Here is a 21,558-nt window from a genome sequence, read left to right on the forward strand (position 1 = left end):
ACCGATGCAAATCCAACAGATGGAACCGCCGCCTAGGCCAGCGAGACGCCGCAAGGTCAAGGCACAGGATGTGATGGACTTCCTCGGACCACAGTACGGTCCCGCACAGTGGCACGTGCGTTACTCGCCTGCTGAGGAGCTGGTCTATACCATCTTGTCTCAGCACACATCCGACCTGAACTCCGAGCGCGCGTTCACCAACCTGATGCGCGTGTTCGAGTCGCTGGACGCTGTGGCGGACGCGCCCGTCGAGGCAATCGAAGAAGCGATACGGCGCGGCGGATTGGCAAGGCAGAAAGCGCCGCGCATCAAGAACGTGCTAAACCAGATCCGCGACGAACTCGGTTCATTCGACCTGTCGTTTCTCGCCGAAATGCCGCTCGACGAGGCAAAAGCGTGGCTCAAGCGACTCAACGGCATCGGTCCAAAGACAGCGGCGATAATCCTGTGCTTCTCGCTTGGTATGCCCGCTATGCCGGTTGACACGCACATCTTCCGCGTGTCCAAGCGGCTGGGATTAATCGGACCAAAAGTTAACGCGGACAAGGCGCACGACATCCTAGAGCCGATGGTCGCGCCGGAGGATGTATTCGCCTTCCACATGTATCTCATACAACATGGCAGGCAAGTCTGCAAGGCACAGCGCCCACAGTGCGGCAACTGCGCGCTATATTGGGGTTGCCGCGAACGCCCGAAGATTGAGCGAGAGGCAAAGCGCAAAGCTCGCAAGCCCGCCGCCAAGCGGAAGAAGGTATAATGGAGATGGGAGGAATAACCTGAACATCGAGATACCGCCCAAGATGCCCAAGATGGAATAGAAAATACTCAAGCGGTAGCGTGTTCATATTCGATAGCGACTTCCATATCTACGAGACGATTACACAAATGCTGTTCGACTGCCAAAATCGTCTTTCTTGAGAAGCACTGCCTAGTGAAAACAAGGGAGGGAAACCAGAAAGCGTGGAATTACAGGCGTTCTGTTAATTTTCTTATCGGCTCCGTCGGATGCGCTGATGAATTGTGAAATTGTCTTATCCACCGTCTCGCCGACGGCTCTGCGCTGAAAGTCATCCACTGAAAGCGACTTGTTACCTTATATCGTCTAGGTTTATACTTTCTATCAGCAATAATCAGGAGGCAACTGCGTTGAAAGTGAAAGTTGGCATCATCAATGTTACGGGATACGCCGGTGTGGAGCTCGCCCGTATCCTCGCCCGACATCCCAACGCAGAAATCACCTCAGTCACCGGGCGAAGCCAAGCCGGGCAGAAACTCGGCGATGTCTTCCCGCACCTGTCGGAAATCGACCTGACTATCACGGAAGACATAACCGAGAGCGTGGACGTCGTATTCTCCGCGCTGCCACACGCGGCGAGCGCAGAGCGCATAGGCAACGCGCTGGCGGACGGCGTGAAGGCTATCGACATCAGCGCGGACTTCCGGCTGAAAGACCTTGATGTGTATGAAGACTGGTACAACGTGCAGCATCCCTGCCCCGAGCATATGGAAGGCTCGGTGTACGGCTTGACCGAGCTGCACCGCGACGATGTGGCTGCGTCAGATTTGGTCGCCAATCCCGGCTGCTACCCGACGGCGTCTATAATGGCGCTCGCCCCCGCAGTGGACGCGGGCATTATCGAAAGCGACATCATCATCGATGCGAAGTCGGGCGTGTCAGGCGCGGGTCGTGGGCTGTCGCTGAAAACGCACTACTCAGAGGTCAACGAGAACTTCACCGCGTATTCGGTTGACGGACACCGCCATTTGCCCGAGATTCAGCAGGAACTCGACCTGCTCGACGGTGGCGACGGGCTGCGCATCACATTCCTGACGCATCTCGTCCCGATGACGCGCGGCATACTCGCGAGCTGCTACGCACCGCTGAAGGAAGGTGCAGTCGCTAGCGGCGATGGCGCGAAGTCGGAGATTCGCGAAATCTACAACAACTTCTACGACGGCGAGACATTCGCCAAAGTAGTGCCCATGCCACCGATGACAAAGCACACGCTCGGCAACAACGATTGCGTAGTTTACCCTACTGTGGACACGCGCACGAACCGCCTCGTCGTCATCAGCTGCATCGACAATCTGGTCAAAGGTGCGGCAGGACAAGCAGTGCAAAACATGAACCTCATGTTCGGCTTGCCGGAAGAAGAGGGCATTACGCAGCTCGCGCTGTATCCATAAACATAGCCGAACGAAATCAACGCGGTGTGATGAGTAGTCCCTTCCCCCATGGGGGGAAGGCTAAGGTGGGGAATGCCGCCATGCATCAGCCCTTGGGATGTCGCCAAACCCATCAATTTCATTGCACCCCGCGCGCCAAGTCTCTACAATAGGATAGCCGGGCATTGACGCCCTGCGTTTCGTGGCCCCATCGTCTAGGGGACTAGGACAGCGGCCTTTCAAGCCGCAAACACGGATTCGAATTCCGTTGGGGCCACCACCGCTCTACTCTTCCGCATTCACGCTCCGCATTCAGGTCTTCCGCTCTTGTCCACCGACCGCATCAAGAGGGCAATCCGGCTTGGCTGGGACGAAATGTCCCTGTGGTACCAAGCGGAGACGCGCATTTCCCTTGACGATGTTCACTACGCGCCTCTGTGCCCCGGCGAGCGCGAGCTGCGAATTATTGGTAATGTTCAAGACAAGCGAACGCTGGAATTGGCATGCGGCGCGGCGCAAAACTCTATTGCGCTCTCCAAGTTGGGGGCGACTGCTACCGCCATCGACATGTCCGCAGGTCAATTGGCGCAGGCGCGGGAATTGATTAAGCAGGAAGGTGTATCGGTCAATCTGCTGCAAGCTGATGCTGAACGGCTGGAGATGTTTGACGACGGCTGCTTTGACCTGATTCTGACATGCTTTGGCATGGAGTTTCTGCCGGATCCTGCAGCGTGCTTGTCAGAGTGCTACCGGACGCTGCGAAGTGGTGGCACGCTCGTTATTGGCACGGTGCATCCGCTCACTGCATTCGAGTGGGATGCAGACGAGGGAGTCCTGCGCGTCAACGATTACTTCAGCGCGCCGGTCGAAGTGTGGGACGAGCCGACCGGCGAAGATGGACAAAAGGGGCTAACATTCTTCCGCACATTCTCGGAAATGTTCGCACTGCTGACCGGCGCAGGCTTTAGCCTTGAGCAGGTCGTAGAGCCGGCGCCATACAACTTGGCAGACCCGCGCCGTGAACAGACGCCTTATGGTGGCGAATATTGGGAGAGCCAGCGCGACCGGCTGAGCAGGATCCCATTTGCAATCGTGTACAAGGCGCGCAAACCGGTCGCCTAGCCGCCGCCTACGGCGCGCACAATCTCCACTTCGTCGCCCTCGCCTAGCGTAACCGCGTCAAACTCTTCGCGCCGAATGACCGTGCCGTTGTGCGCCACGGCGATGAACCGCGTGTTCACTTCCAGCGATTCAAGATAGTCCACTAGCGGCGTAGGCGCGTCCAAAGTGCTTTCTTTGCCGTTGATGGTAAGGTTAATCATGGTCGTTACCGTCCTGCTTGAAGTTGCCCGGCGTGAACCGTAGCCGCATTGCGCGCAGCGCACATGGACTGAACGCAGAGCGCATGGCATCTCGCAACGACGTTGCGGCGGCGGACGGGTCCGGCGCGGTCGTGATTGTCGTGATGACCGCAGCTCCCGACGCACCGTACGCTATCACATCGCCCACATTTTCCGCGTCAATGCCGCCGATGCCTAAGAACGGCAAATCTACCGCAGCCGCTACTTCGCGCACGAGCGCAATGCCGCCGGTAATTCCGCCCGGATGTGATGCCGTAGGAAATATCGTGCCAAGTGTAAGCAAGTCTGCGCCTTGGAATTGCGCTTCAACCGCGCCGTCAACGCTGTGTACTGAACGTCCCAGCAATAGCTTACCGCCTGCAATCTGCCTTGCGGCTTGCAACGGCAAGGCGGTCTCGCCCAATTGCGCGCCGTCCGCGCCTGCCACAAGCGCGACATCCACGCGGTCGTTGACGAACAGCAATGCCCTATTCCCTACAACATCTTTCAGCCGCAGCGCGAGCCTATACAATTCGACGGCAGGCAAATCCTTCTCACGCAGCTGCACCAGCCCTACGCCACCATCTATTGCGGCATCCACGACATCCTCGATACGCCGTCCGTTGCATCGCTGCCTGTCGGTAACGAGGCATAGCGTAGGGATATTGAACCGCATTGCGCTGCCCTATCCGGCGCTGCCGACCGGCGCCGCAACGCCTTCGGTCGGGCTGGATGCGATTGCGGACTGCCTGCGCTCTATGCGGCCGGCAAGGTACGCCTTGCGCCCGGCTTCGACACCCAACTTGAACGCCTCGCCCATCAACTCCGCGTCTGCCGCCTGCGCGATTGCGGTGTTGACCAGTACGCAGTCCGCGCCTACTTCCAGCGCTTGCGATGCCTCAGACGGCACGGCAAGCCCGGCATCGACGACGACCGGCACATTCGCGTCGGCGATAATCAGCCGTATTTCGTCCAGCGTAAGTATGCCCTGTCCTGAACCGATTGGCGAACCAAGAGGCATCACCGTCGCGCAGCCGATTTCTTCGAGCCGCCTCGCTAGAACGGGATCCGCGTGGATGTACGGCAGCACTGTAAAGCCGTCTTCGACAAGGCGGCAGGCGGCTTCGTATGTGCCGACAGGATCGGGCAGCAGGTGCTTCGGCTCCGGTATGACTTCCAACTTTATCCAGTCAGAGCCGGTTACTTCGCGCGCCAACTGCGCCGTGAAGATTGCTTCGTCGGCGGTCTTGCAGCCGGCGGTGTTCGGCAAGATCGTGTACTCGTCCCAGTCGAAATAGTCGAGAATGTTCTTCTCGGCGGGATTGTCAAGGTCTAGGCGGCGAATGGCGACCGTGATGATTTCCGCGCCGGAGGACTTAACAGACGCGACCATTTCTTCCATGCTGCGGTGGCGTCCGGTGCCGACCATCAGGCGGGACTTGAACTCTTTGCCTCCGATGATAAGGGGGTCGTTCATCTGAAAGTCTCCTGTGCTATTCGTGGGCAGGCATAAGCCCGTTTCAAGGTTCAGACAATTATAGCATTAGGTTTCGATAACGCTTCTAGCTACATGGCATTTTCGCCAAAAAAACGCCTCTGACATTCATTGCCAGAGGCCTGCCCAAAAGGGCGATTGGACAGTCCCTACGCTGGCATTATCCAGTTCAGGTTGAGGGGTCGCTCCGAAGTGTCGAAGCCTCTCAGCCTGGCTTGCCCAAGCTCCCCCAAACAAATCTGCGTGTTCGCAGTTCGCATATTCGATTGTTCGTTCAGCATAGCCTACGACGGCGTTCAAGTCAATGTGCAGAGTATGTCAGTGAGTTAGTCTTTCGGTTGGTCGGGGAGGGAATAGCCACATAAGGCACAGAGGATTGCGGGCCCCTTTCTAACTTCCTTCCAGAGGGGAAGCGATAGGTTGCGGGATGTGGAACAAAGTTGGCGGTTGATTCGTTATGGGTATAGAAGGGTGTTCATTACGGCACCGGGAACTGACAAATGTGATAATGTTGAATCTGAAGTTGGTGGAGGGTTGAATGATGAATACAAGCAAATTGGCCTTGCTACTGGCGGGACTTCTGGCGATTGCGATTGCGTTGGTGGCGTGTGGGAGCGCGGGGGTGGAGAGTGGTGATAGCGACTTTTACGCTGCCGCTCCAGCGATGCAGCAGGCTCCAGCACCTGCGGCACCTGCGGCACAGATGGCTGCTGAAGCAGCACCGACCTCGCGTAGGGCAATGCCGGCACAGCCCGCTGCGGCCGCGCCCGCAGCGGCGCCGACTGCTGCGCCAGCCGCGGCGAGCCAACGCCTGGAAAAGGTCGTTCTAAAAGAGGTTGAAGCTCAGTCCGAAGAGGGCTTGCAGGCGGGCGAGTTCAGCGAGGAGCGCGCTGCGCTCGTGGCGCAGAACCGCATCATCGTTCGCACGGTAAATATTGAACTTGAAGTAGATGATGTTGTCGAATCCATCGAGGAGATTGCCCAAGGGGCGCAGACGGATGGCGGCTGGGTGGTGAGCACTGACCGGAGCTCGAAGCACATAGGGTTCATATCGGTGCGCGTGCCGGCGGCAAAACTCGACAATACGCTGGAGTGGATGCGCGCGGTGGGCGTTGATGTGATGTCAGAGGCTTCCACGAGCACGGATGTTACCGATGAATACTACGACCTGCGCTCTCGCGTGGAGAGCATGCAAGCGACAGAAGAAGCACTCATCAGGCTGCTGGACCGCGCGGAGAAGGTAGAGGACGCGCTTGAAGTGCAGCGTGAACTTGCGCGCTTGCAGGTGGAGATAGAGGCGCACCTGGGACGGATAAAGCTGCTGGAAGAGACGGCGGCGTTTTCGCTCGTGCATGTCACGCTTTACCTTGCACCGCAGGACATGCGTGTCGATGCCGGCGGAGACAAGACATTCAGCGTGGGCGAGGTCGCGCGGTTCAGGGCAACATTCTACCCGCCGGAGGGCATAGACGAGTTCGACTTCACTTGGGACTTCGGAGACGGCTCGCAGGTCGCATGGGGAACAGTCACCGCGCCGCGAGCGGATGGCGGGCGCATCACCGCGACCGTGCATCACCAGTACAACAGCGATTTGGAGTCGCCCTTCATCGTGGAAATTAAGATGACCGGACGCGGCGATGCAGGTATCGTCGAAGGCTCGGACACATTCATCGCAACTGTAACCGAATTGCCTGCAATTGCCGTATTCGCGGGCGAGCACATGGTCGTGGATGAAGAAGAAGAGGTCGAGTTCTCAGGCTCTTTCACCAGGCCTGAAGGGCTGACGAATTATCAGTACACTTGGGAGTTCAGCGATGGCACGCCTGCGGTTACGGGGACGCCTGAAGAAGGCGCGACCACTGTTACCACGACGCATGTGTACGATAATCATCGTCCGCAGTCCTATACGGCTACGCTGACCGTCAGCGCGGAGAGCGATGCCGGAAGTGTGGAGGGCAGAAATTCAATCGAAGTGTTCGTACAAGAAACACAGGGATTCATCATAGCCGGCTGGAGCGCCGGCGACAACCTCAAGAGTGCTGTGCGCGCGCTGTCCGGCCTCGCGCAGGCGGCAGGCACGGTGGCAATATGGGCTGTGATTTTTACTCCGGTATGGATCGTATTAGGGTTGGTCATTTACTTGATAGTGAGGTCAAGGAGAAGGCTGGGGCTGGAACATAGGAGAAGAACGGGCTCTGAGTCCGGCGTGGACGAGGGTTACCTTTCCACAGGGCAAGACAGCGATGACGAGGAACGAAACTAGAATGACGACGGTTCGCCACTTCACCGCAACAGGTTTCGTCGTCCATCAGGATGCGACGCTGCTGCACTGGCATCGAAAGGTCAAGATGTGGCTGCCACCCGGCGGTCACATCGAGCCGAACGAAGACCCGGTGCAAGCGGTGTTGCGCGAGGTCGAAGAGGAAACCGGCGTGCGGGCGGAAGTCGTGCCCACGGGGACGCCGATAGACCTGGAATATCCGGAGCAGGTACACGCACCGTTCACAATCGAAATTGAGGACATTGACGACCCGGTGCAGGGGTGGCACCAGCACATAGACATGATTTACTTCTGCAAGCCCATCGGCACACCGGGCGTGCTCAACGACGGCTGGCGCTGGGTATGCCGCGAAGATTTGGCGAGCGGCAAGGCATTAGATGCAGGGCATGGCGATGCCGTGCCGCCGCCAAGAGATGTGCGCGTGCTGGCGGCGCATGCGTTTGCGGTTGTGGGAAACGAATGATGGGTAAGAAAGTCCCTGCCCTCTTAACCGAAGAAGGTTAGGGTGGAGGTGAAATCGTCGGCGGTTACGCGCTCTCCACCAGCCCTGCCGCCGCTTCGATGCCCGCTCTCACGCAGTCTTCGTCTTCTTGCGGAGTTCCGCCGCTGCCGCCTGCCGCGCCGACTAGCTCGCCATCCTTGTAGATGGGCAGCGCGCCTTGACTGGGGATGAATCGTCCGCCTTGCATCGCCATAAAGCCGGGGAATATCGGCTCGGTCCAGCGGGATGCCATGTCTGCGCTAGACAAGCCCCAAGTGGCTGACGCGACTGCCTTGCCCTGCGAAATGTACGGCGTGCGCCACGATGCACCGTCAACGCGGGCGAGCGCGATTAGGTCCCCCCTGCCGTCCACGACCGAGATTGTGAGCTTGACGCCCATCTCTTCCATTTTCGCGCGGGCGCCGGCGATTACGCTTTCGGCGTCCGCCAATGTGAGTGATGCCAATTTCGTTCCTCCTATTTTTCGATGTTCTGTGTTTGCCAAGCCTGTCGTGCAGTACGACAAGTGGATTGTGTCACTACTGACATTGAGTGCGCTGTTCGTTATGAACTAACAGACGGGGCGCGCTAGGACTTCCGGAGCGATTTTGCGGCGGACGAACTGTCCGACTGACGGTGTGCCGACTAGCTCACGATCTTCGATCATCACATTGCCGCGCAGAATGGTCGTAACAGGCCAGCCTTCAATCTCCCAGCCTTCCCAGATGCTATAGTCTTCAAGGTGCAGGTCGTCGAGGGACAGCGCGCCCTTGATGGTCGGATCAAGAATGGTGATGTCCGCATCGCTGCCGGCGGCGATTATCCCCTTGCGCGGATACAAGCCCATTATTTTGGCGGCGTTCGTGGATGTGATGTCCACGAATCGCTGCAGCGACATGCCGCGCCGCACCACTCCCTCAGTGTACGCGATTCCAACGCGCGTCTCGATGCCGTTGTGCCCGCCCGTAACATCGGCTACGGTCTTGAAGCGCGTCTTTTCTTCCCAAGTGGTGGACACAAGGTCTGTCGCAATCGTGGAAAGCCTGCCGTCCAACAAGCCCTGCCAGAGCGAATCCGCGTCTTCGGGTGATTTCAGAGACGGGTAGGTATGATACTTCATGCCGTATTCTTCGCGGTAGTTTTCGGCGTTGAAGCAGGCGTAATTGTGGAGAGTCTCCCCGTAAATCGGGAAGCCTGCCCCACGGGTTTCAGTGACCGCACGCACGCCTTCTCCCGCGCTGACATGCACGAAATACACCGGGCAGCGCTTCTGCTCTGCCAGTCGTATGGCGCGCCGGAACGACACATCTTCAGACAGATTGGAGTGAACATGGTGCATATTCCACCAGTCCCACCAATCCCACTCCTTAGCATGGTCGTAGTTGTACATAACCATGTCGTCGTCTTCGGAGTGAATCATTAGGATACTGCCGCTCGCCGCAACCTCGTCCATGATGGCCGACAGCCTGCCGAAGTCCGTCTTGTTATCCTGCATTTGTGGGCTTGGCGGCCGAATGCTGGTGGTGAACACCTTGAAACTGGCATAGCCGTCCTGCGTGAGTTCGCCAATTTGCCCGATAACATGGTCTTCCGCGCCTCTGGTGAAAATCGGGTGGTACGAGTAATCGGTGTATGCGTTGCCGCGCCACCTGTCCGCCGCCTCGCCGAGCGCGTGATGCAGGTCGTGTCCCGGCACCTGATTGGCGAAGTCCAGAACTGTGGTCGTGCCGCCGTATATCGCCGCGAGCGAGACCGGCTCCGCACCCGAGCGTTCGGGTTGACGCGGTCCCCCGATGTGCGCGTGCGGTTCAATACCGCCGGGGATGACAATGTTCCCCGAGGCGTCGATACGCTTGCCTGCTTCGATGTCTAACCCGCCGGGTTCCGTAACGGCGACAATCTTCTCGCCGTGAATTGCGACATCGAAGATTCCGACACCTGCAGGAGTTACAACTTGACCGCCCTCGATGATGATGTCAACCATTCTCGCCCTCCTTTGCGCAAAGTGTCTTATGAGCGCTGCGAACTGCATGCAATCGCAAGCACACCGTATCAGTGGAATAGTACGAGCGGGTGAACAAAGTGTCAAGCAGCGGCAATTCTTCAACAGAACGCGACCCCGCCAATCCGCTTCGCTGCGCAAATTATTCTTGACAGCCTTTCGCGCACTAACTTAATCTCAATAGGCACAGCGATTACGGGATTCACGGCGGCGCCCACGACTAGGAGATTGCCAGCGATGACACTCGATTCATACATAGCGGAACTCAGCGACGAATCAAGCCCTGTGAAGCGTTCGGGCTTGCTTCAGTTGTCGAGCCTGACGCGGGACGACGCGCGCGATTTCCGAAGGCTGTGGCGCGGCGTGGGTAGAGAGCGCAGGCGAGAAGTGCTTGCGGCGCTGACTGAACTCAGCGAGGATAATCTTGAGCTAGACTTCAGCGCGATCTTCCGCGTGTGCCTGTCGGACGAATGCGAAATCGTGCGCGAACAGGCGACTCGCGGCTTGCTGGAAACGGACGACCGCGCGCTCATCCGGCCGCTTATCGGACTGCTAAGCGGCGACCCTTCCGAGAATGTGCGGGCGGCGGCGGCGATCTCGCTGTCAAAATATGCAGACTTGGCGCAACAAGGCAAGCTGATGTCGCGGGATAGTCAGCGCGTCCGGGATGCCCTGCTCGCGGTCATTGCCAATCGCGACGAAGCGCGCGATGTGCGCCGACGGGCTATTGAAGCGGTGGGCAGCTTCGACACGGATGAGACTTCGGCGATTGTACGGGCGGCGTACGAAAGCGAAGACTCTGCGATGCGGCAGTCCGCGATATACGCGATGGGTCGCAGCTCCAACAGTGTGTGGCTGCCGATTGCGCTCAGCGAGACGAATGCGGCGGACCCGGCGATACGATACGAAGCGGCGAATGCGTGCGGTCTGCTGGGCGAGGAATCCACAATACCGCAGATTGCGGCGCTCATCGGCGATGAAGACATTGAAGTCCAGTGTGCCGCCGCCATCGCGTTGGGCAACATAGGCGGCCCGACGGCAAAGCGCGCATTGCGCCGTGCCTTGGATGTGGGCGAGGACGCGCTCACAGAAGCCGCAGCAGAAGCGCTCGAAAACCTAGAGTTCGATGAAGACCCGCTGGGACTCGGGTTTTAGCCAACGAGCCGCTCAATGTCGTTCCAACCGTAGGCGACTTCGACAAGTACCACATCGCCAATTTGCACGCACTTCCTGTCAACCGCTGCGCCGCCCAACCCTTCGTAGAATCGCCTGGCGTTGTAGTTATCCTCCAACACCCACAGCATCATCGAAGTCATACCGGCATCCAACACACCCCGCGCCACCGCAATGGTAAGAAGTCGCCCAACACCTCCGCCTTGATGCTCTTGCAACAGGTATATTGCATACAACTCCGCATCGTATCCTGTTTCGCCTTCGCGTTCAGGTCCGGCATGCGCGAATCCCACGATTGCGCCGTCAAGTGTCACCCCGACAATTATGCAGTTGTAGGGCTTGTCCGCACCTAGGACATTTTCCCACACCTTTTGCCGCGCGCCGTACGAAAGGCTTGCCAGATATTCGTCCGACACGATTCCGGCGTATGTCGTTCGCCACGAATCGACATGCACTTTAGCTATGCCGGGCGCATCGGCGAGTACTGCCTGCCGTATGCGAACTGTCATGATACGTTCCTGCCTTTGTGCGATAGTATTAACAAGAGAAAGCAGCGTCACGTGCCCAAGTCTGGCACCGGCCTGCATAGCGCATGAGACATAGACGTGAATTAAGGCAGCGGCATCAAACCGCATCAAACACCAGCGCAGCCGCGCCAAACAGGCTCACATCATCGCCGAGTTGGGACGGCGCGACTGGCACAGCGCCCTTGAAGTGCGCCATCGCGCGACGCTTGACTTCGGATTCTATGACGGGCATGAACATATCAAGATTCTGCCCTACTCCACCGCCTATAACGATTACTTCCGGATCAAAGATGTGCATCAGGTTAATGACGCCCGTCGCCAGATGCCCGGCAATCCCTTCCATCAGGGACAGCGCCACGGCGTCGCCTTCCCTGGCAGCCTCCGCGATAGTTCGCCCGTTCACTGCGTCGATGTCGCCGCCGGACATGTCCAAAATATCGCTGTGCGCTCCCGCGCGAAGCCAATTGCGCGCTCTGACCGCCAGCGCCGTGCCGGACGCCAGCGATTCCAAGCAGCCGACATTACCGCAGTTGCAGAGTGCGCCGTTCTGGTCGATGGTCATGTGCCCGATCTCGCCACCGAAGCCATGCGTGCCTGTGTACAGCTTGTCGTTGATGATGACCCCGCCGCCGATGCCGGTGCTGACAGTCATATACACCATGTTGCTGCATCCCCTGCCCGCGCCGTATGCGTGCTCGCCAGCCGCGCCGAGCGTGGCGTCGTTACCCGCGAACACCGGCAGCGACATGCGCTCTGATAGGTATGGGATAGGCGTGTACATATCCCACTCAGGACCGAGATTAGGCGGGTTGTACATCACGCCGGTGCCGGGTTCAACCGGACTCGCGAGCGACAGCCCCACACCTACGATTTGCGCAGGCTTGGCTGACGCGACATGCTCCAAAGCGGCGGCTAGTTTGCTCATCACAGCGTCCCTGCCACGCTGCGGCATCGTGTCGGTGGAGTGGTGCGCGGTGATTTCGCCGGACCTGCTTACGAGGGCAGCGCGGGTTCGCGTACCTCCCACATCGGCGACCAGAGCGTATTCAGCCATTGATATTCCCCCTATCAGCGTGCGAAGTGTTAGTATAGCACTCGTCGCAGTTTCCTTGTCATTCGGGCAATCTAGGTATTCTAAAGTCGTAGTGCCGGGAACGGTCCGAATGGCGAGATACCTGCAAAGTTGAAGCCGTCGTACCGAATGGGGACTGAATCGAGACTGCATGTGAGGGACAATTGGCGAGCGTAGGAATAATAGCGAATCCGGCAGCGGGCAAGGATATTCGCAGGCTGGTTGCGCAGGGCAGGTTCGTGCCGAATCAGGAAAAGGTGAACATCCTGAAGCGGATACTCGCCGGGCTGGACGCCGTGGGCGTCGAACGTGTGCTGATGATGCCCGACATGGCGCGTCTGGGCAACGGCGCGCTGGACGGCGGCAAGTACAATCTCGATGTCGAATTCGTGGATATGATTGTGTTCAACGCGGCGCGAGACTCTGTGCGCGCGGCGAGCCTGATGGCGGAGATGGGCGTGAGATGCATCATCACGCTGGGCGGCGACGGCACGAACCAGTCGGTGGCAAAAGGATGCGGAGATGTGCCGCTAGTGCCAGTGTCCACGGGAACGAACAATGTCTTTCCGGTGATGACGGAAGGCACACTCGCCGGCATTGCGGCAGGATTGGTCGCCCAAGGACTCGTGCCGCTCAAAGACGCGACGGCGCGCAGCAAGCGGCTCGAAGTGCATGTGGACGGCGAACTCGCGGACATCGCGCTTGTGGATGTGGCAATTTCCAAGGAACGGTTCGTCGGCGCGCGCGCCATCTGGGATATGGGCACGGTGGACGAGCTTTTTCTCGCGCGCGCAGAGCCTGCTAGCATAGGACTGTCAGCGATCGGCGCGCAGTTGATGCCGCTGTCGCTCACCGATCCGCAAGGGCTGCACATAAGACTTGGCGATGGCGGCGAAGGCGTGGCAGCACCGGTCGCGCCGGGCATGATAATTCCCGTCGGAATCCGAGATTGGCGGGCGATTGATTTCGGCGAGTGCGTGTACATCGAACTGCGACCTTGCACCGTCGCGCTGGACGGCGAGCGCGCGTTCACATTGCGACCGGGACAGGATGCCTCTGTGCGGCTGAGCGACAAGGGACCGCGCGTAGTGCTCATCGAGCCGACATTGCGAGCGGCTGCTATCGGTGGCGTATTCAGGACGAAACAGACACTGGAGTGAGCAGAATGAAGTTCGATTCGCGGCGCTCGAATGTGAGAGCGCTGAACGGGATGGTAGCGACCAGCCAGCCGTTAGCGGCGATGGCGGGGCTGCGGATGCTGATGAGCGGCGGCTCGGCGGTGGACGCGGCGGTGGCGGCAGCGGCGACGCTGAATGTCGTTGAGCCGTTCTCTACCGGCGTAGGCGGAGATGTGTTCGCGCTGGTGTGGAGCGCGGAGGCGCGCAAGCTGTACGCGCTGAACGCAAGCGGGCGATCGTCGTCCGACGCTGACGCAGATGCCTTGCGCTCAGCGGGATACGATAGCATCCCGGACAACAGCCCGTATGCGGTCACGGTACCCGGCGCAGTCAGCGGCTGGCAAGCGCTGCTGGACAGGTTTGGCAATATGGAGATGTCCGATGTTCTGCGACCGGCAATCGACTACGCGCAAAACGGCTACCCCGTGTCTGAGATGGTCTCCTTTCAATGGGCTGGCGCGGAATCGCGACTGAAACAGAACCATGCGGGCGAAGAACTGCTTATGCGGGGCAGAGCGCCGCGCGCTGGCGAGGTGATGGCGATGCCCACGCTCGCCGACACGCTGCGCACGATTGCGTATGGCGGCTCGGACGCGTTCTATCGCGGGCATACGGCGGAGCGCATCACGGCATTCGTGCAAGAGCGCGGCGGTTGGCTGAGCGCGGAAGATATGGCAGCGCACACGCCAAGCTGGGAAGAGCCGATAACCACGAATTACAGAGGCGTGGATGTCTGGCAATGCCCACCTAACAATCAGGGCGTAAATGTGCTGCTGGCGTTGAACATTGCCGAGGGATTCGACATCGGCGCGATGGGGGCGCAGTCCGCCGACAGACACCATCACCTGATAGAAACCGCGAGGCTCGCGCTTACGGACGGCATGTACCACATCACCGACCCGGCGCACATGCGCGCGGACATCGGCATGCTGACATCCAAGTGGTACGCGGGCGAGCGGCGCAAGAGTATTCACGGCGACCGAGCGATGGACGACGTGCCGGTCGGGCTGCGACGACAGGACGGCGACACGGTGTATATCACCTGCATCGACGGTGCGGGCAACGCCTGCTCGCTTATCAACAGCGTCTTTTCCGACTTTGGCACAGGGTTGGTAGTGCCGGGCACAGGAATCGCACTACACAGCAGAGGCGCATCGTTCTCGCTAGACCCCACCCATCCCAACGTGCTGGCGCCTAACAAGCGCCCATTCCATACGCTGATTCCGGGCATGGCAACGCGAGACGGCGAACTATGGCTCAGCTACGGCGTGATGGGCACAGTGCAGCAAGCGCAGGGACAGATTCAGGTTCTGAGCAACCTAATCGACTTCGGCATGTCACCGCAGGAAGCCCTAGATTCACCACGATTCAGCTACCGCCCCTTAGAGGGCGAAGTCGGCCTAGAGCCACGCATCGCCGACAATATCGCTGACGACTTGCGAGGGCGCGGACACCGCATCGTCATCACCGACTCGCATCCTCTCTACTTTGGCGGAGGGCAAGTTATCGCCCGAGACGCGGAGACCGGCGCACTGACCGGCGGCAGCGAGCCGCGCAACGACGGGTGTGCCGTTGGATGGTAACTGACAATAGACGAGACGATTTGGCAAATCCCTACTGTTGTCATTCCGCGCTGTTCTTGTCATTCCGAACGCAGTGAGGAGACTGAATTCGTTGCATGCAAACCTGTTTCCGACTTTAGATTTCTCGCATCGCTCGAAATGACAGGTATGAATTGCAGTTGTGAAATCGTCTCTACTCTTCCGCTCCGGCTACTATCGGCTGCGTGATTCTACGCGCCCAGGGTGTTTCTGCGACTTCGCATAGAGCACCACTGGGCGATGTGAAGCGGCTGGTTACTTGCCCCCAGGGTTCGGTCTTGGTGGGCTGCACTACTTCGATGCCAGCGGATGAGAGGCGTTCTTCGGTTGCGGCGGCGTTGTCCACTTCAAAGCCGACGGTGTAGCCGAGCGGCACTCGGACAGCGGCTTCTGCGCTTCCGTAGGTGGCTTTTGCCGCTTCTTCGCGCGACCAGATGCCGAAGTGCAGCATTCCGGCGACGGTTACATTAGCATATCCTTCGTTGTGGACTTCAACCTCTAAGCCCAGCACGTCTCGGTAGAAATACACTGCGGCGCCCATGTCTTCGACGACCTCTGCGATGCTGGCGAAGTGCCTGACCATTTCTGCTTCCTTTCAATGCGAGAGTTCGCCCAACGCAATGTCGTTACCCTGCCGCCGTCGTGTAAGGGATGCGACGACGACAGAGCAACGATTTAATTGGGGGGAACTATATTATGTGCCTAAATTTGACTATTGGTTATCCGCCGGCGGCGCGTATAGGGAAATACGATTGCCAGCGATGTCGTTGAAGATTGCGATTGAGCCAAATCCGCCCGGTATCTCGCCGGGCTGCATCAGCGCAGTTCCTCCTAGGCTGACTGCCTTGTCGAGATAACCCTGCAAGTCGTCCACGCCTATTGCGATGCCAGGCACGTTCGGTGGCATGCCTTCCATGTGCTGGAATATGCCACCGCCAATGCCGTATTCACCGGCTTGCTGTACTAGGCGATACGACATGCCATCGGGCATATCCACGGCATTAATCTGCCAGCCGAAATTCTTGATGTAAAAGTCTTCGAGCGCCGCCGCGTCGCTGCCGCCGAGTTCAAAATGCACGACCGGCGGCGCATCAACTTTCGGCGGCATCACTCCATCCCAATCGGGCGATTGCGCGTACAGGCCGATCGCGTTCTGCGCGGGATCTAAGAACATCGCCACGGAGCCGACTCCCGGCGCAATCTCCATCGGTGGCATGATTGTCGAACCGCCGCTTTCGCCAATCTTGTCCACCGCCGCTTGAAGGTCGTCAACCTCAATGTAGAAGGTAACGAAGTTGTCCATGCCGCCCATGTCGTCGGTGGTCTCCATGATGCCGCCGCCGATACCGCCATGCGCAGCCGACACCAAGCCGTAGTTGCCCATATCCGGCCCGGAGTCCTGTACTTCCCAGCCGAACAAGTCGCTGTAATACTGCTTTAACGCTGGGCCGTCCGGACCCGCAATCTCGAAATGCACTACTGGATTTGCCATTGTTCCTCCTTGTTCCATCGTTCCGTCAAGTTATATGCGCATTAGCACAATTGATAGAACAAGTTTAGAACGAATAAGTGTTCGCGTCAAGTAGGTACTGGGCGATTATTACGCAATTTTGCGCAATGTCTCACAGGGACAGGTGAAGGCGAGGGAAAGGCAAGGAAGTGAGGGGAAATGAACGCTACCGACGTTCGGTGGCGAGCCGCTTGGCGCGCTCGTAGTCGCGGATGCCGTCGTCGCGGCGTCCGGTCGCCCAGAGCGCCATGCCTCGGTTGTTGTAAGCGTACCAGTAGTTGGGATCGAGTTCGATGGCGCGCGTGAAATGGACGATGGCTTGCTCGTATTCTTCTTTGTCGGAAAGCGCCATTCCTAGGTTGTTGTGGGCGTCCCGGTAGTCGGCGTCTAGTTCAAGTGCCTTCGTATAGTCGGCGATGGCTAGGTCTGTCAGCCCACTGTTGCGAAACGCGATGCCACGATTGTTGTACGCTACGGAGTCGTCGGGAGTAAGCTCGATGACCTTGGAATAGTCGCTCGCTGCGAAGTCGTTCGCGCCGCGGTCTAGGTATGCGTTGCCGCGCAAGAACCACGCGCGGGCGTCTTCCGGATTGTCGTGAATCGCGTCAGTCAAGCTGTGCGCGACCTGCGTCAGGTGGTCATTGTCGCTCATCGCGCTCAAGTTGGGGTCGTTCTTCCAGTTCATAGACATGTTAGCGCCGTGCCGGTGGAATGGCGGAGAGGAAGGGATTCGAACCCTTGGTACCGATAAAGGTACACACGATTTCCAGTCGTGCCTGTTCGTCCACTCCAGCACCTCTCCGCGCGTGATGGGACAAACCGTCGGGATTATAGAACATTATCTTGCTTGCGCGAGAATACTTCAAGGTTTTGCGACGGATACGGCGAAAATAGCAGGGACCGCTACTTCTTCTTGCGCGTCTTCTTTCGGGACGCCTCGTAGCCGGCGATGTACGCCTCCACCGACGTGGATGCTATCGTCTCGGCAATCAGGTCCATCGGCAGGTCGTCAGTGGTCTTGAAGCGCACGCAAGACTTGCCCATATTCAACTTCTTGCCGGTCGCCTTGTAGCGCCGCTCGAATTCGTCATTTGCGCCGTCGTGAGCGTACACACACATCAGATACAGCGACATATAGTTCTTCTGCGACGCGAGCGCGGCATACATCAGCGGCTGCCTGTTGTATGTCGTCGGATAGCGCTCAAGCGGTATTTCCCACGAAATCATGCCCCAGTTCATCGCCTCGCTATATCCGTCCGGCAGGCTGTCTAGGACGACATCACGGACGACCTTCATCTGCTCGCGCCTGTCCGGTTCGAGTTCGTCTAGGTATTCTTCCACTGTCGCCGCACTGCTTCGCGCCATGTTCGCACCTCTTCTACAGCAGTTCGCAATGAGACTAGCATAGAGATTCACAGCGTTCCAGCAAAATCATGTGCCGAATTGGGAGTCATTTCACCATCCTGCCCATCCTGCCTATCGATGTAGGACGAATTCACAAATCCTTAATGTTGTCATTCCGTGCTGTCTTTGTCATTCCGAACGCAGTGAGGAATATAAAGCATGTCCCTGCGAAGGCAGGGATCGTTGCATGCACACCAGTGTCCAACTTTAGATTTCTCGCTTCGCCCGAAATGACAGGCATAAATTGCACTTATGAAATCGTCTTATCGACCCAAGTAATTTGACACTCACCTCACCCTCAAATACACTTTTTGTAGCTTAATTGAGACTACTTCGGCAAGGATTCGAAAGTATGTGGCAGGTTACAGAGGACGATTTGGCGCACATCGCCACCGGCGCGGGTATATTGGGCACGGGTGGCGGCGGCAATCCGTATATCGGGCGACTGCGCGCGCGGCAGGCGATCCGTGAGTGGGGTCCCGTTAGCGTGCTGTCGCCGGACGAACTGCCGGACGATGCGCGCGTGGTCTGTGTGGGCGGCATTGGCGCGCCGACCGTGGGCATCGAAAAGGTGCGCGACTTGCAGTCCTACCACGCACTCCGCGCCATCGAAGAGTACACCGGCGAGCAGGCGACCGCGCTGATTTCCAACGAAATTGGCGGCAGCAACTCGGTCGAACCGCTGATACCGGCTGCGATGGCAGGGCTGCCCGTAGTAGATGCCGACGGTATGGGACGCGCCTTCCCGGAGTTTCAGATGAAGACATTCTTCGTCTATGGCGTACCCTGCTGCCCGATGGCGGTCGCAGACGAGAAGGGCAACTCGGTCATAATCCGCGACACGATTACGCCGCACTGGGCAGAGCGGCTGGCGCGCGCCACCACGATACAGATGGGCTGCGTGGCGTGCTATGCCGTCGCGCCTATGTCCGCGGAGCAGGTGCGGCGCACGGCGATCCCGAATTCGCTGACCCTGGCACGCGAGCTAGGCAGTGCCGTAGAGCAAGCGCGTGACAACGGCGGCGACCCGATCGCCGCAATACTCGCCACCTGCCCGGGCAAGGTGCTGTTCTCCGGCAAGGTCGTTGACATCGAACGGCGCACCACCGCAGGGTTCGCGCGCGGGTCGGTTACCATCGACGGGCTGGACGACTTCGCGGACGGGCAAATGGTTATCGACTTCCAGAACGAGAACCTTATCGCGCGGCTGAACGGCGAGATTGTTTGCATCGTGCCCGACCTAATTTGCGCCGTTGCGACAGACGGCGGCGAGCCGGTTACCACCGAGTTGATGCGCTACGGATTGCGCGTTACGATTCTCGGATTTCCCGCGCCGACGCTGTGGACCACGCCCGAGGGTTTGGCGGTGGCAGGTCCGAAGGCATTCGGCTACGACGCCGAGTACTCACCCCTGACGGTGTGATTCAACGGTGTAATGCAACTGTAAGACTTGAAGCTGTACGCTGTCAGCGCAATCCATCAGCACTGCTTTTAGACTTAAACACTGCGTAATTATGCCGTTCCCCTTGTCCCATTTTTCTTGGAAGCATATTGCGGGTGGGGATAAATCGATTTGTACGCGTCTCTTCGCTACTGGATGGGCATGGATGGACTGCGAAATGAACCCGTAATGCCCGTAACGAATGTAAGTATGTAAGGCAAGCGCAATGTTCTTGGGAGTGGATGTAGGCGGCACGAATACTGACGCCGTGCTGATGGACGGGCAGGAGCTTCGCGCCGCCGCGAAAGTGCCGACGAGCGAGGATGTAACATCGGGCATCGTGGACGCCATCAGCGAGCTGCTGCGACAGGGCATCGACAGTGAGCGCGTGGCTGCGGTGATGGTTGGCACAACACACTTCACAAACGCGCTGCTTGAGCACAAGGGCTTGTGTCCGACCGGCGTGATACGTCTTGCGCTGCCCGCGACTCAACTGCTGCCGCCGCTTGTTGACTGGGATGACGACCTGAAGAACGCGATGGGCGGATTAAGCTGCATGGTTGGCGGCGGCAACGAATTCGACGGGCGCGAGATTGCCGCGCTCGACCGCGATGGTGTATGCGATGCGGCGCAGCGCTTCCGAGAGCAAGGCGTCAGGGCGATCGCGGTTAGTGGCGTGTTCTCGCCGGTTGACCCTTCGCACGAGAAGGAGGCGGGCGCGCTCATCCGCGAGATTGCGCCGGATATGCGCGTATGCCTGTCGCATGAAAACGGGCGCATGGGACTGCTGGAACGCGAGAACGCCGCCGTGCTGAACGCTTGCCTTGCCGATGTCGCAGTGTCAACCGTCAAGGGCATCGAGGGCGCGTTGCAACGGCTGGGCATTGCCGCGCCGCTGTTCATGAGCCAGAATGACGGCACACTGATGGACACCGCTTTCGCGTCCCAATTCCCTGTGCTAACGGTCTCGTCCGGTCCCACGAACAGCATGCGTGGCGCGGCGTACCTGTCCGGCATCGAGGACGGCATTGTCGTGGACATCGGCGGCACTTCAACCGATGTGGGCGCGCTGGTCAAGGGATTTCCGCGTGAATCTGCGGTCGCGGTGGACATATCCGGCGTCCGCACGAACTTCCGCACGCCGGATATGGTGTCGGTCGCGCTCGGCGGCGGCACTGTCGTGGAAGAAGACCCGCTGCGTATGGGACCGGAAAGCGTGGGCTATCGACTGACGGACAGGGCGCTGGTATTCGGAGGCGACACGCTCACAACGACGGACATAGCAGTGGCAAGCGGCAGGGCGCGGCTTGGCGATTGGCGACGGCTCGGCGGAATGAAGCGCGCCGTAGTGCAACGGTGCGTCGCTGAAATCGAAGCGCGCGCCGAGTCCGCCGTTGACCGCGTGAAGCTGAGCCGGGGCGATATGCCGGTGGTGCTTGTCGGAGGCGGGAACATCCTGCTTAGCGACACGCTGGCAGGCGCGTCACAAGTGCTGCGGCCCAAACACGCGGAGGTGGCGAACGCCATCGGCGCGGCGATAGCGCAGATCGGCGGGCAGGTGGAGCGCGTGTACTCACTGGAAGGCAGCAACAGCCGCGATGAAGCGATCGCAGACTGCAAGGCAGCGGCGATACGGCAGGCAGTCACCGCAGGCGCGGAGCCATCGTCCATCGAAGTCGTCGATGTCGAAGAAGTGCCGCTGACCTACGTCCCCAGCAACGCCACGCGCGTCCGCGTAAAGGCGGTCGGCTCAATAGCGCCGGACAGGTTGAGGCAAACCGCGTAATTCGATTCAACCCAACTATTCCTTCCCCTTGATGAGGGAAGGAATAGTAAGTCCGGCAATCTCGAAGCGCCCGGACTGCCGGACGCCGATGATTATAAGGC

20 protein-coding genes, 2 tRNA genes, 1 pseudogene and 1 riboswitch are annotated in these 21,558 nt (G+C 59.0%); of the genes and pseudogenes, 11 read left to right on the plus strand and 12 right to left on the minus strand.

Annotated elements, in window-relative coordinates; genetic code table 11:
• Positions 1 to 4 precede the first annotated feature (4 nt).
• The 4 genes from F4X57_01155 (at position 5) to F4X57_01170 (ending at position 3,288) form a co-directional block, all read left to right on the plus strand.
• Positions 5 to 757: an endonuclease III gene (locus F4X57_01155; GenBank protein MYC05784.1), complete on the plus strand. Its 753-nt coding sequence runs from the start codon at positions 5 to 7 to the stop codon at positions 755 to 757.
• Positions 758 to 1,146: 389 nt separating this feature from the next.
• Positions 1,147 to 2,187: an N-acetyl-gamma-glutamyl-phosphate reductase gene (locus tag F4X57_01160; GenBank protein ID MYC05785.1), complete on the plus strand. Its 1,041-nt coding sequence runs from the start codon at positions 1,147 to 1,149 to the stop codon at positions 2,185 to 2,187.
• A gap of 183 nt (positions 2,188 to 2,370) precedes the next feature.
• Positions 2,371 to 2,446: transfer RNA gene (locus tag F4X57_01165), tRNA-Glu, on the plus strand.
• 47 nt (positions 2,447 to 2,493) lie between these two features.
• Complete coding sequence (locus F4X57_01170; GenBank protein ID MYC05786.1) at positions 2,494 to 3,288, plus strand: class I SAM-dependent methyltransferase; 795 nt, start codon at positions 2,494 to 2,496, stop codon at positions 3,286 to 3,288.
• Here F4X57_01170 and thiS read toward each other — a convergent pair.
• The 3 genes from thiS to F4X57_01185 are packed head-to-tail and all read right to left on the minus strand — an operon-like array spanning position 3,285 to position 4,983.
• Entirely contained in the window at positions 3,285 to 3,578 is a 294-nt protein-coding gene (gene thiS / locus F4X57_01175) for a sulfur carrier protein ThiS (GenBank protein MYC05787.1), read from the minus strand. The genes F4X57_01170 and thiS overlap by 4 nt on opposite strands.
• Complete coding sequence (thiE, locus tag F4X57_01180; GenBank protein MYC05788.1) at positions 3,481 to 4,182, minus strand: thiamine phosphate synthase; 702 nt, start codon at positions 4,180 to 4,182, stop codon at positions 3,481 to 3,483. Before thiE ends, thiS begins: the two co-directional genes overlap by 98 nt.
• A 9-nt stretch (positions 4,183 to 4,191) precedes the next feature.
• Positions 4,192 to 4,983: a thiazole synthase gene (locus tag F4X57_01185; protein ID MYC05789.1), complete on the minus strand. Its 792-nt coding sequence runs from the start codon at positions 4,981 to 4,983 to the stop codon at positions 4,192 to 4,194.
• Between the two features lie 146 nt (positions 4,984 to 5,129).
• Positions 5,130 to 5,242: riboswitch (TPP riboswitch) on the minus strand.
• Between the two features lie 297 nt (positions 5,243 to 5,539).
• On the opposite strand from F4X57_01185, the gene F4X57_01190 reads away from it, so the two are divergent.
• On the plus strand, positions 5,540 to 7,264 hold the full coding sequence (locus F4X57_01190) for a DUF4349 domain-containing protein (GenBank protein ID MYC05790.1): 1,725 nt from the start codon (positions 5,540 to 5,542) through the stop codon (positions 7,262 to 7,264).
• Positions 7,245 to 7,745, plus strand: coding sequence for an NUDIX domain-containing protein (locus F4X57_01195; GenBank protein MYC05791.1), 501 nt, complete (start codon positions 7,245 to 7,247; stop codon positions 7,743 to 7,745). The genes F4X57_01190 and F4X57_01195 overlap by 20 nt, the downstream gene beginning before the upstream one ends.
• Positions 7,746 to 7,809: 64 nt before the next feature.
• On the opposite strand, the gene F4X57_01200 is transcribed toward F4X57_01195, so the two are convergent.
• Both F4X57_01200 and F4X57_01205 read right to left on the minus strand, forming a co-directional pair.
• Positions 7,810 to 8,331: a heme-binding protein gene (locus F4X57_01200; protein MYC05792.1), complete on the minus strand. Its 522-nt coding sequence runs from the start codon at positions 8,329 to 8,331 to the stop codon at positions 7,810 to 7,812.
• 3 nt (positions 8,332 to 8,334) lie between these two features.
• On the minus strand, positions 8,335 to 9,795 hold the full coding sequence (locus F4X57_01205) for an amidohydrolase family protein (protein ID MYC05793.1): 1,461 nt from the start codon (positions 9,793 to 9,795) through the stop codon (positions 8,335 to 8,337).
• A gap of 207 nt (positions 9,796 to 10,002) precedes the next feature.
• Here F4X57_01205 and F4X57_01210 point away from each other — a divergent pair, with 207 nt between their 5' ends.
• The gene (locus tag F4X57_01210; protein ID MYC05794.1) at positions 10,003 to 10,920 is read left to right on the plus strand and encodes a HEAT repeat domain-containing protein; all 918 of its coding nucleotides are present in this window, start codon (positions 10,003 to 10,005) and stop codon (positions 10,918 to 10,920) included.
• Here F4X57_01210 and F4X57_01215 read toward each other — a convergent pair.
• Complete coding sequence (locus F4X57_01215) at positions 10,917 to 11,573, minus strand: GNAT family N-acetyltransferase (protein ID MYC05795.1); 657 nt, start codon at positions 11,571 to 11,573, stop codon at positions 10,917 to 10,919. The genes F4X57_01210 and F4X57_01215 overlap by 4 nt on opposite strands.
• Positions 11,563 to 12,690 (minus strand): ROK family protein, encoded by a 1,128-nt coding sequence (locus F4X57_01220; GenBank protein ID MYC05796.1) that lies wholly within the window; start codon positions 12,688 to 12,690, stop codon positions 11,563 to 11,565. The genes F4X57_01215 and F4X57_01220 overlap by 11 nt, the downstream gene beginning before the upstream one ends.
• An 11-nt stretch (positions 12,691 to 12,701) precedes the next feature.
• Between F4X57_01220 and F4X57_01225 the strand changes: the two genes are divergently transcribed.
• Positions 12,702 to 13,697 carry an ATP-NAD kinase gene (locus F4X57_01225; protein ID MYC05797.1) on the plus strand — a complete coding sequence of 332 codons (996 nt, stop codon included), beginning with the start codon at positions 12,702 to 12,704 and terminating at the stop codon, positions 13,695 to 13,697.
• A gap of 5 nt (positions 13,698 to 13,702) precedes the next feature.
• Positions 13,703 to 15,298 carry a gamma-glutamyltransferase gene (gene ggt, locus F4X57_01230; GenBank protein MYC05798.1) on the plus strand — a complete coding sequence of 532 codons (1,596 nt, stop codon included), beginning with the start codon at positions 13,703 to 13,705 and terminating at the stop codon, positions 15,296 to 15,298.
• Positions 15,299 to 15,470: 172 nt separating this feature from the next.
• Here ggt and F4X57_01235 read toward each other — a convergent pair whose 3' ends face one another.
• The 5 genes and pseudogenes from F4X57_01235 to F4X57_01255 form a co-directional block, all read right to left on the minus strand.
• Complete coding sequence (locus F4X57_01235; protein MYC05799.1) at positions 15,471 to 15,899, minus strand: hypothetical protein; 429 nt, start codon at positions 15,897 to 15,899, stop codon at positions 15,471 to 15,473.
• A 546-nt stretch (positions 15,900 to 16,445) separates the two neighbouring features.
• Positions 16,446 to 16,808: pseudogene (locus F4X57_01240) on the minus strand (VOC family protein).
• A 184-nt stretch (positions 16,809 to 16,992) separates the two neighbouring features.
• Positions 16,993 to 17,517, minus strand: coding sequence for a tetratricopeptide repeat protein (locus F4X57_01245; protein MYC05800.1), 525 nt, complete (start codon positions 17,515 to 17,517; stop codon positions 16,993 to 16,995).
• 21 nt (positions 17,518 to 17,538) lie between these two features.
• Positions 17,539 to 17,628: transfer RNA gene (locus F4X57_01250), tRNA-Ser, on the minus strand.
• A gap of 101 nt (positions 17,629 to 17,729) precedes the next feature.
• Complete coding sequence (locus F4X57_01255; GenBank protein ID MYC05801.1) at positions 17,730 to 18,191, minus strand: DUF1801 domain-containing protein; 462 nt, start codon at positions 18,189 to 18,191, stop codon at positions 17,730 to 17,732.
• Between the two features lie 391 nt (positions 18,192 to 18,582).
• Between F4X57_01255 and F4X57_01260 the strand changes: the two genes are divergently transcribed.
• Both F4X57_01260 and F4X57_01265 read left to right on the plus strand, forming a co-directional pair.
• Positions 18,583 to 19,653, plus strand: coding sequence for a DUF917 domain-containing protein (locus F4X57_01260; protein MYC05802.1), 1,071 nt, complete (start codon positions 18,583 to 18,585; stop codon positions 19,651 to 19,653).
• A 244-nt stretch (positions 19,654 to 19,897) separates the two neighbouring features.
• A complete protein-coding gene (locus F4X57_01265; protein ID MYC05803.1) occupies positions 19,898 to 21,457 on the plus strand; it encodes a hydantoinase/oxoprolinase family protein in 1,560 nt (519 codons plus the stop codon).
• The last annotated feature ends 101 nt before the right edge of the window (positions 21,458 to 21,558 follow it).

It is taken from the genome of Chloroflexota bacterium (assembly GCA_009840355.1).
Lineage (GTDB): Bacteria > Chloroflexota > Dehalococcoidia > Lucifugimonadales > JADFKI01 > Bin90.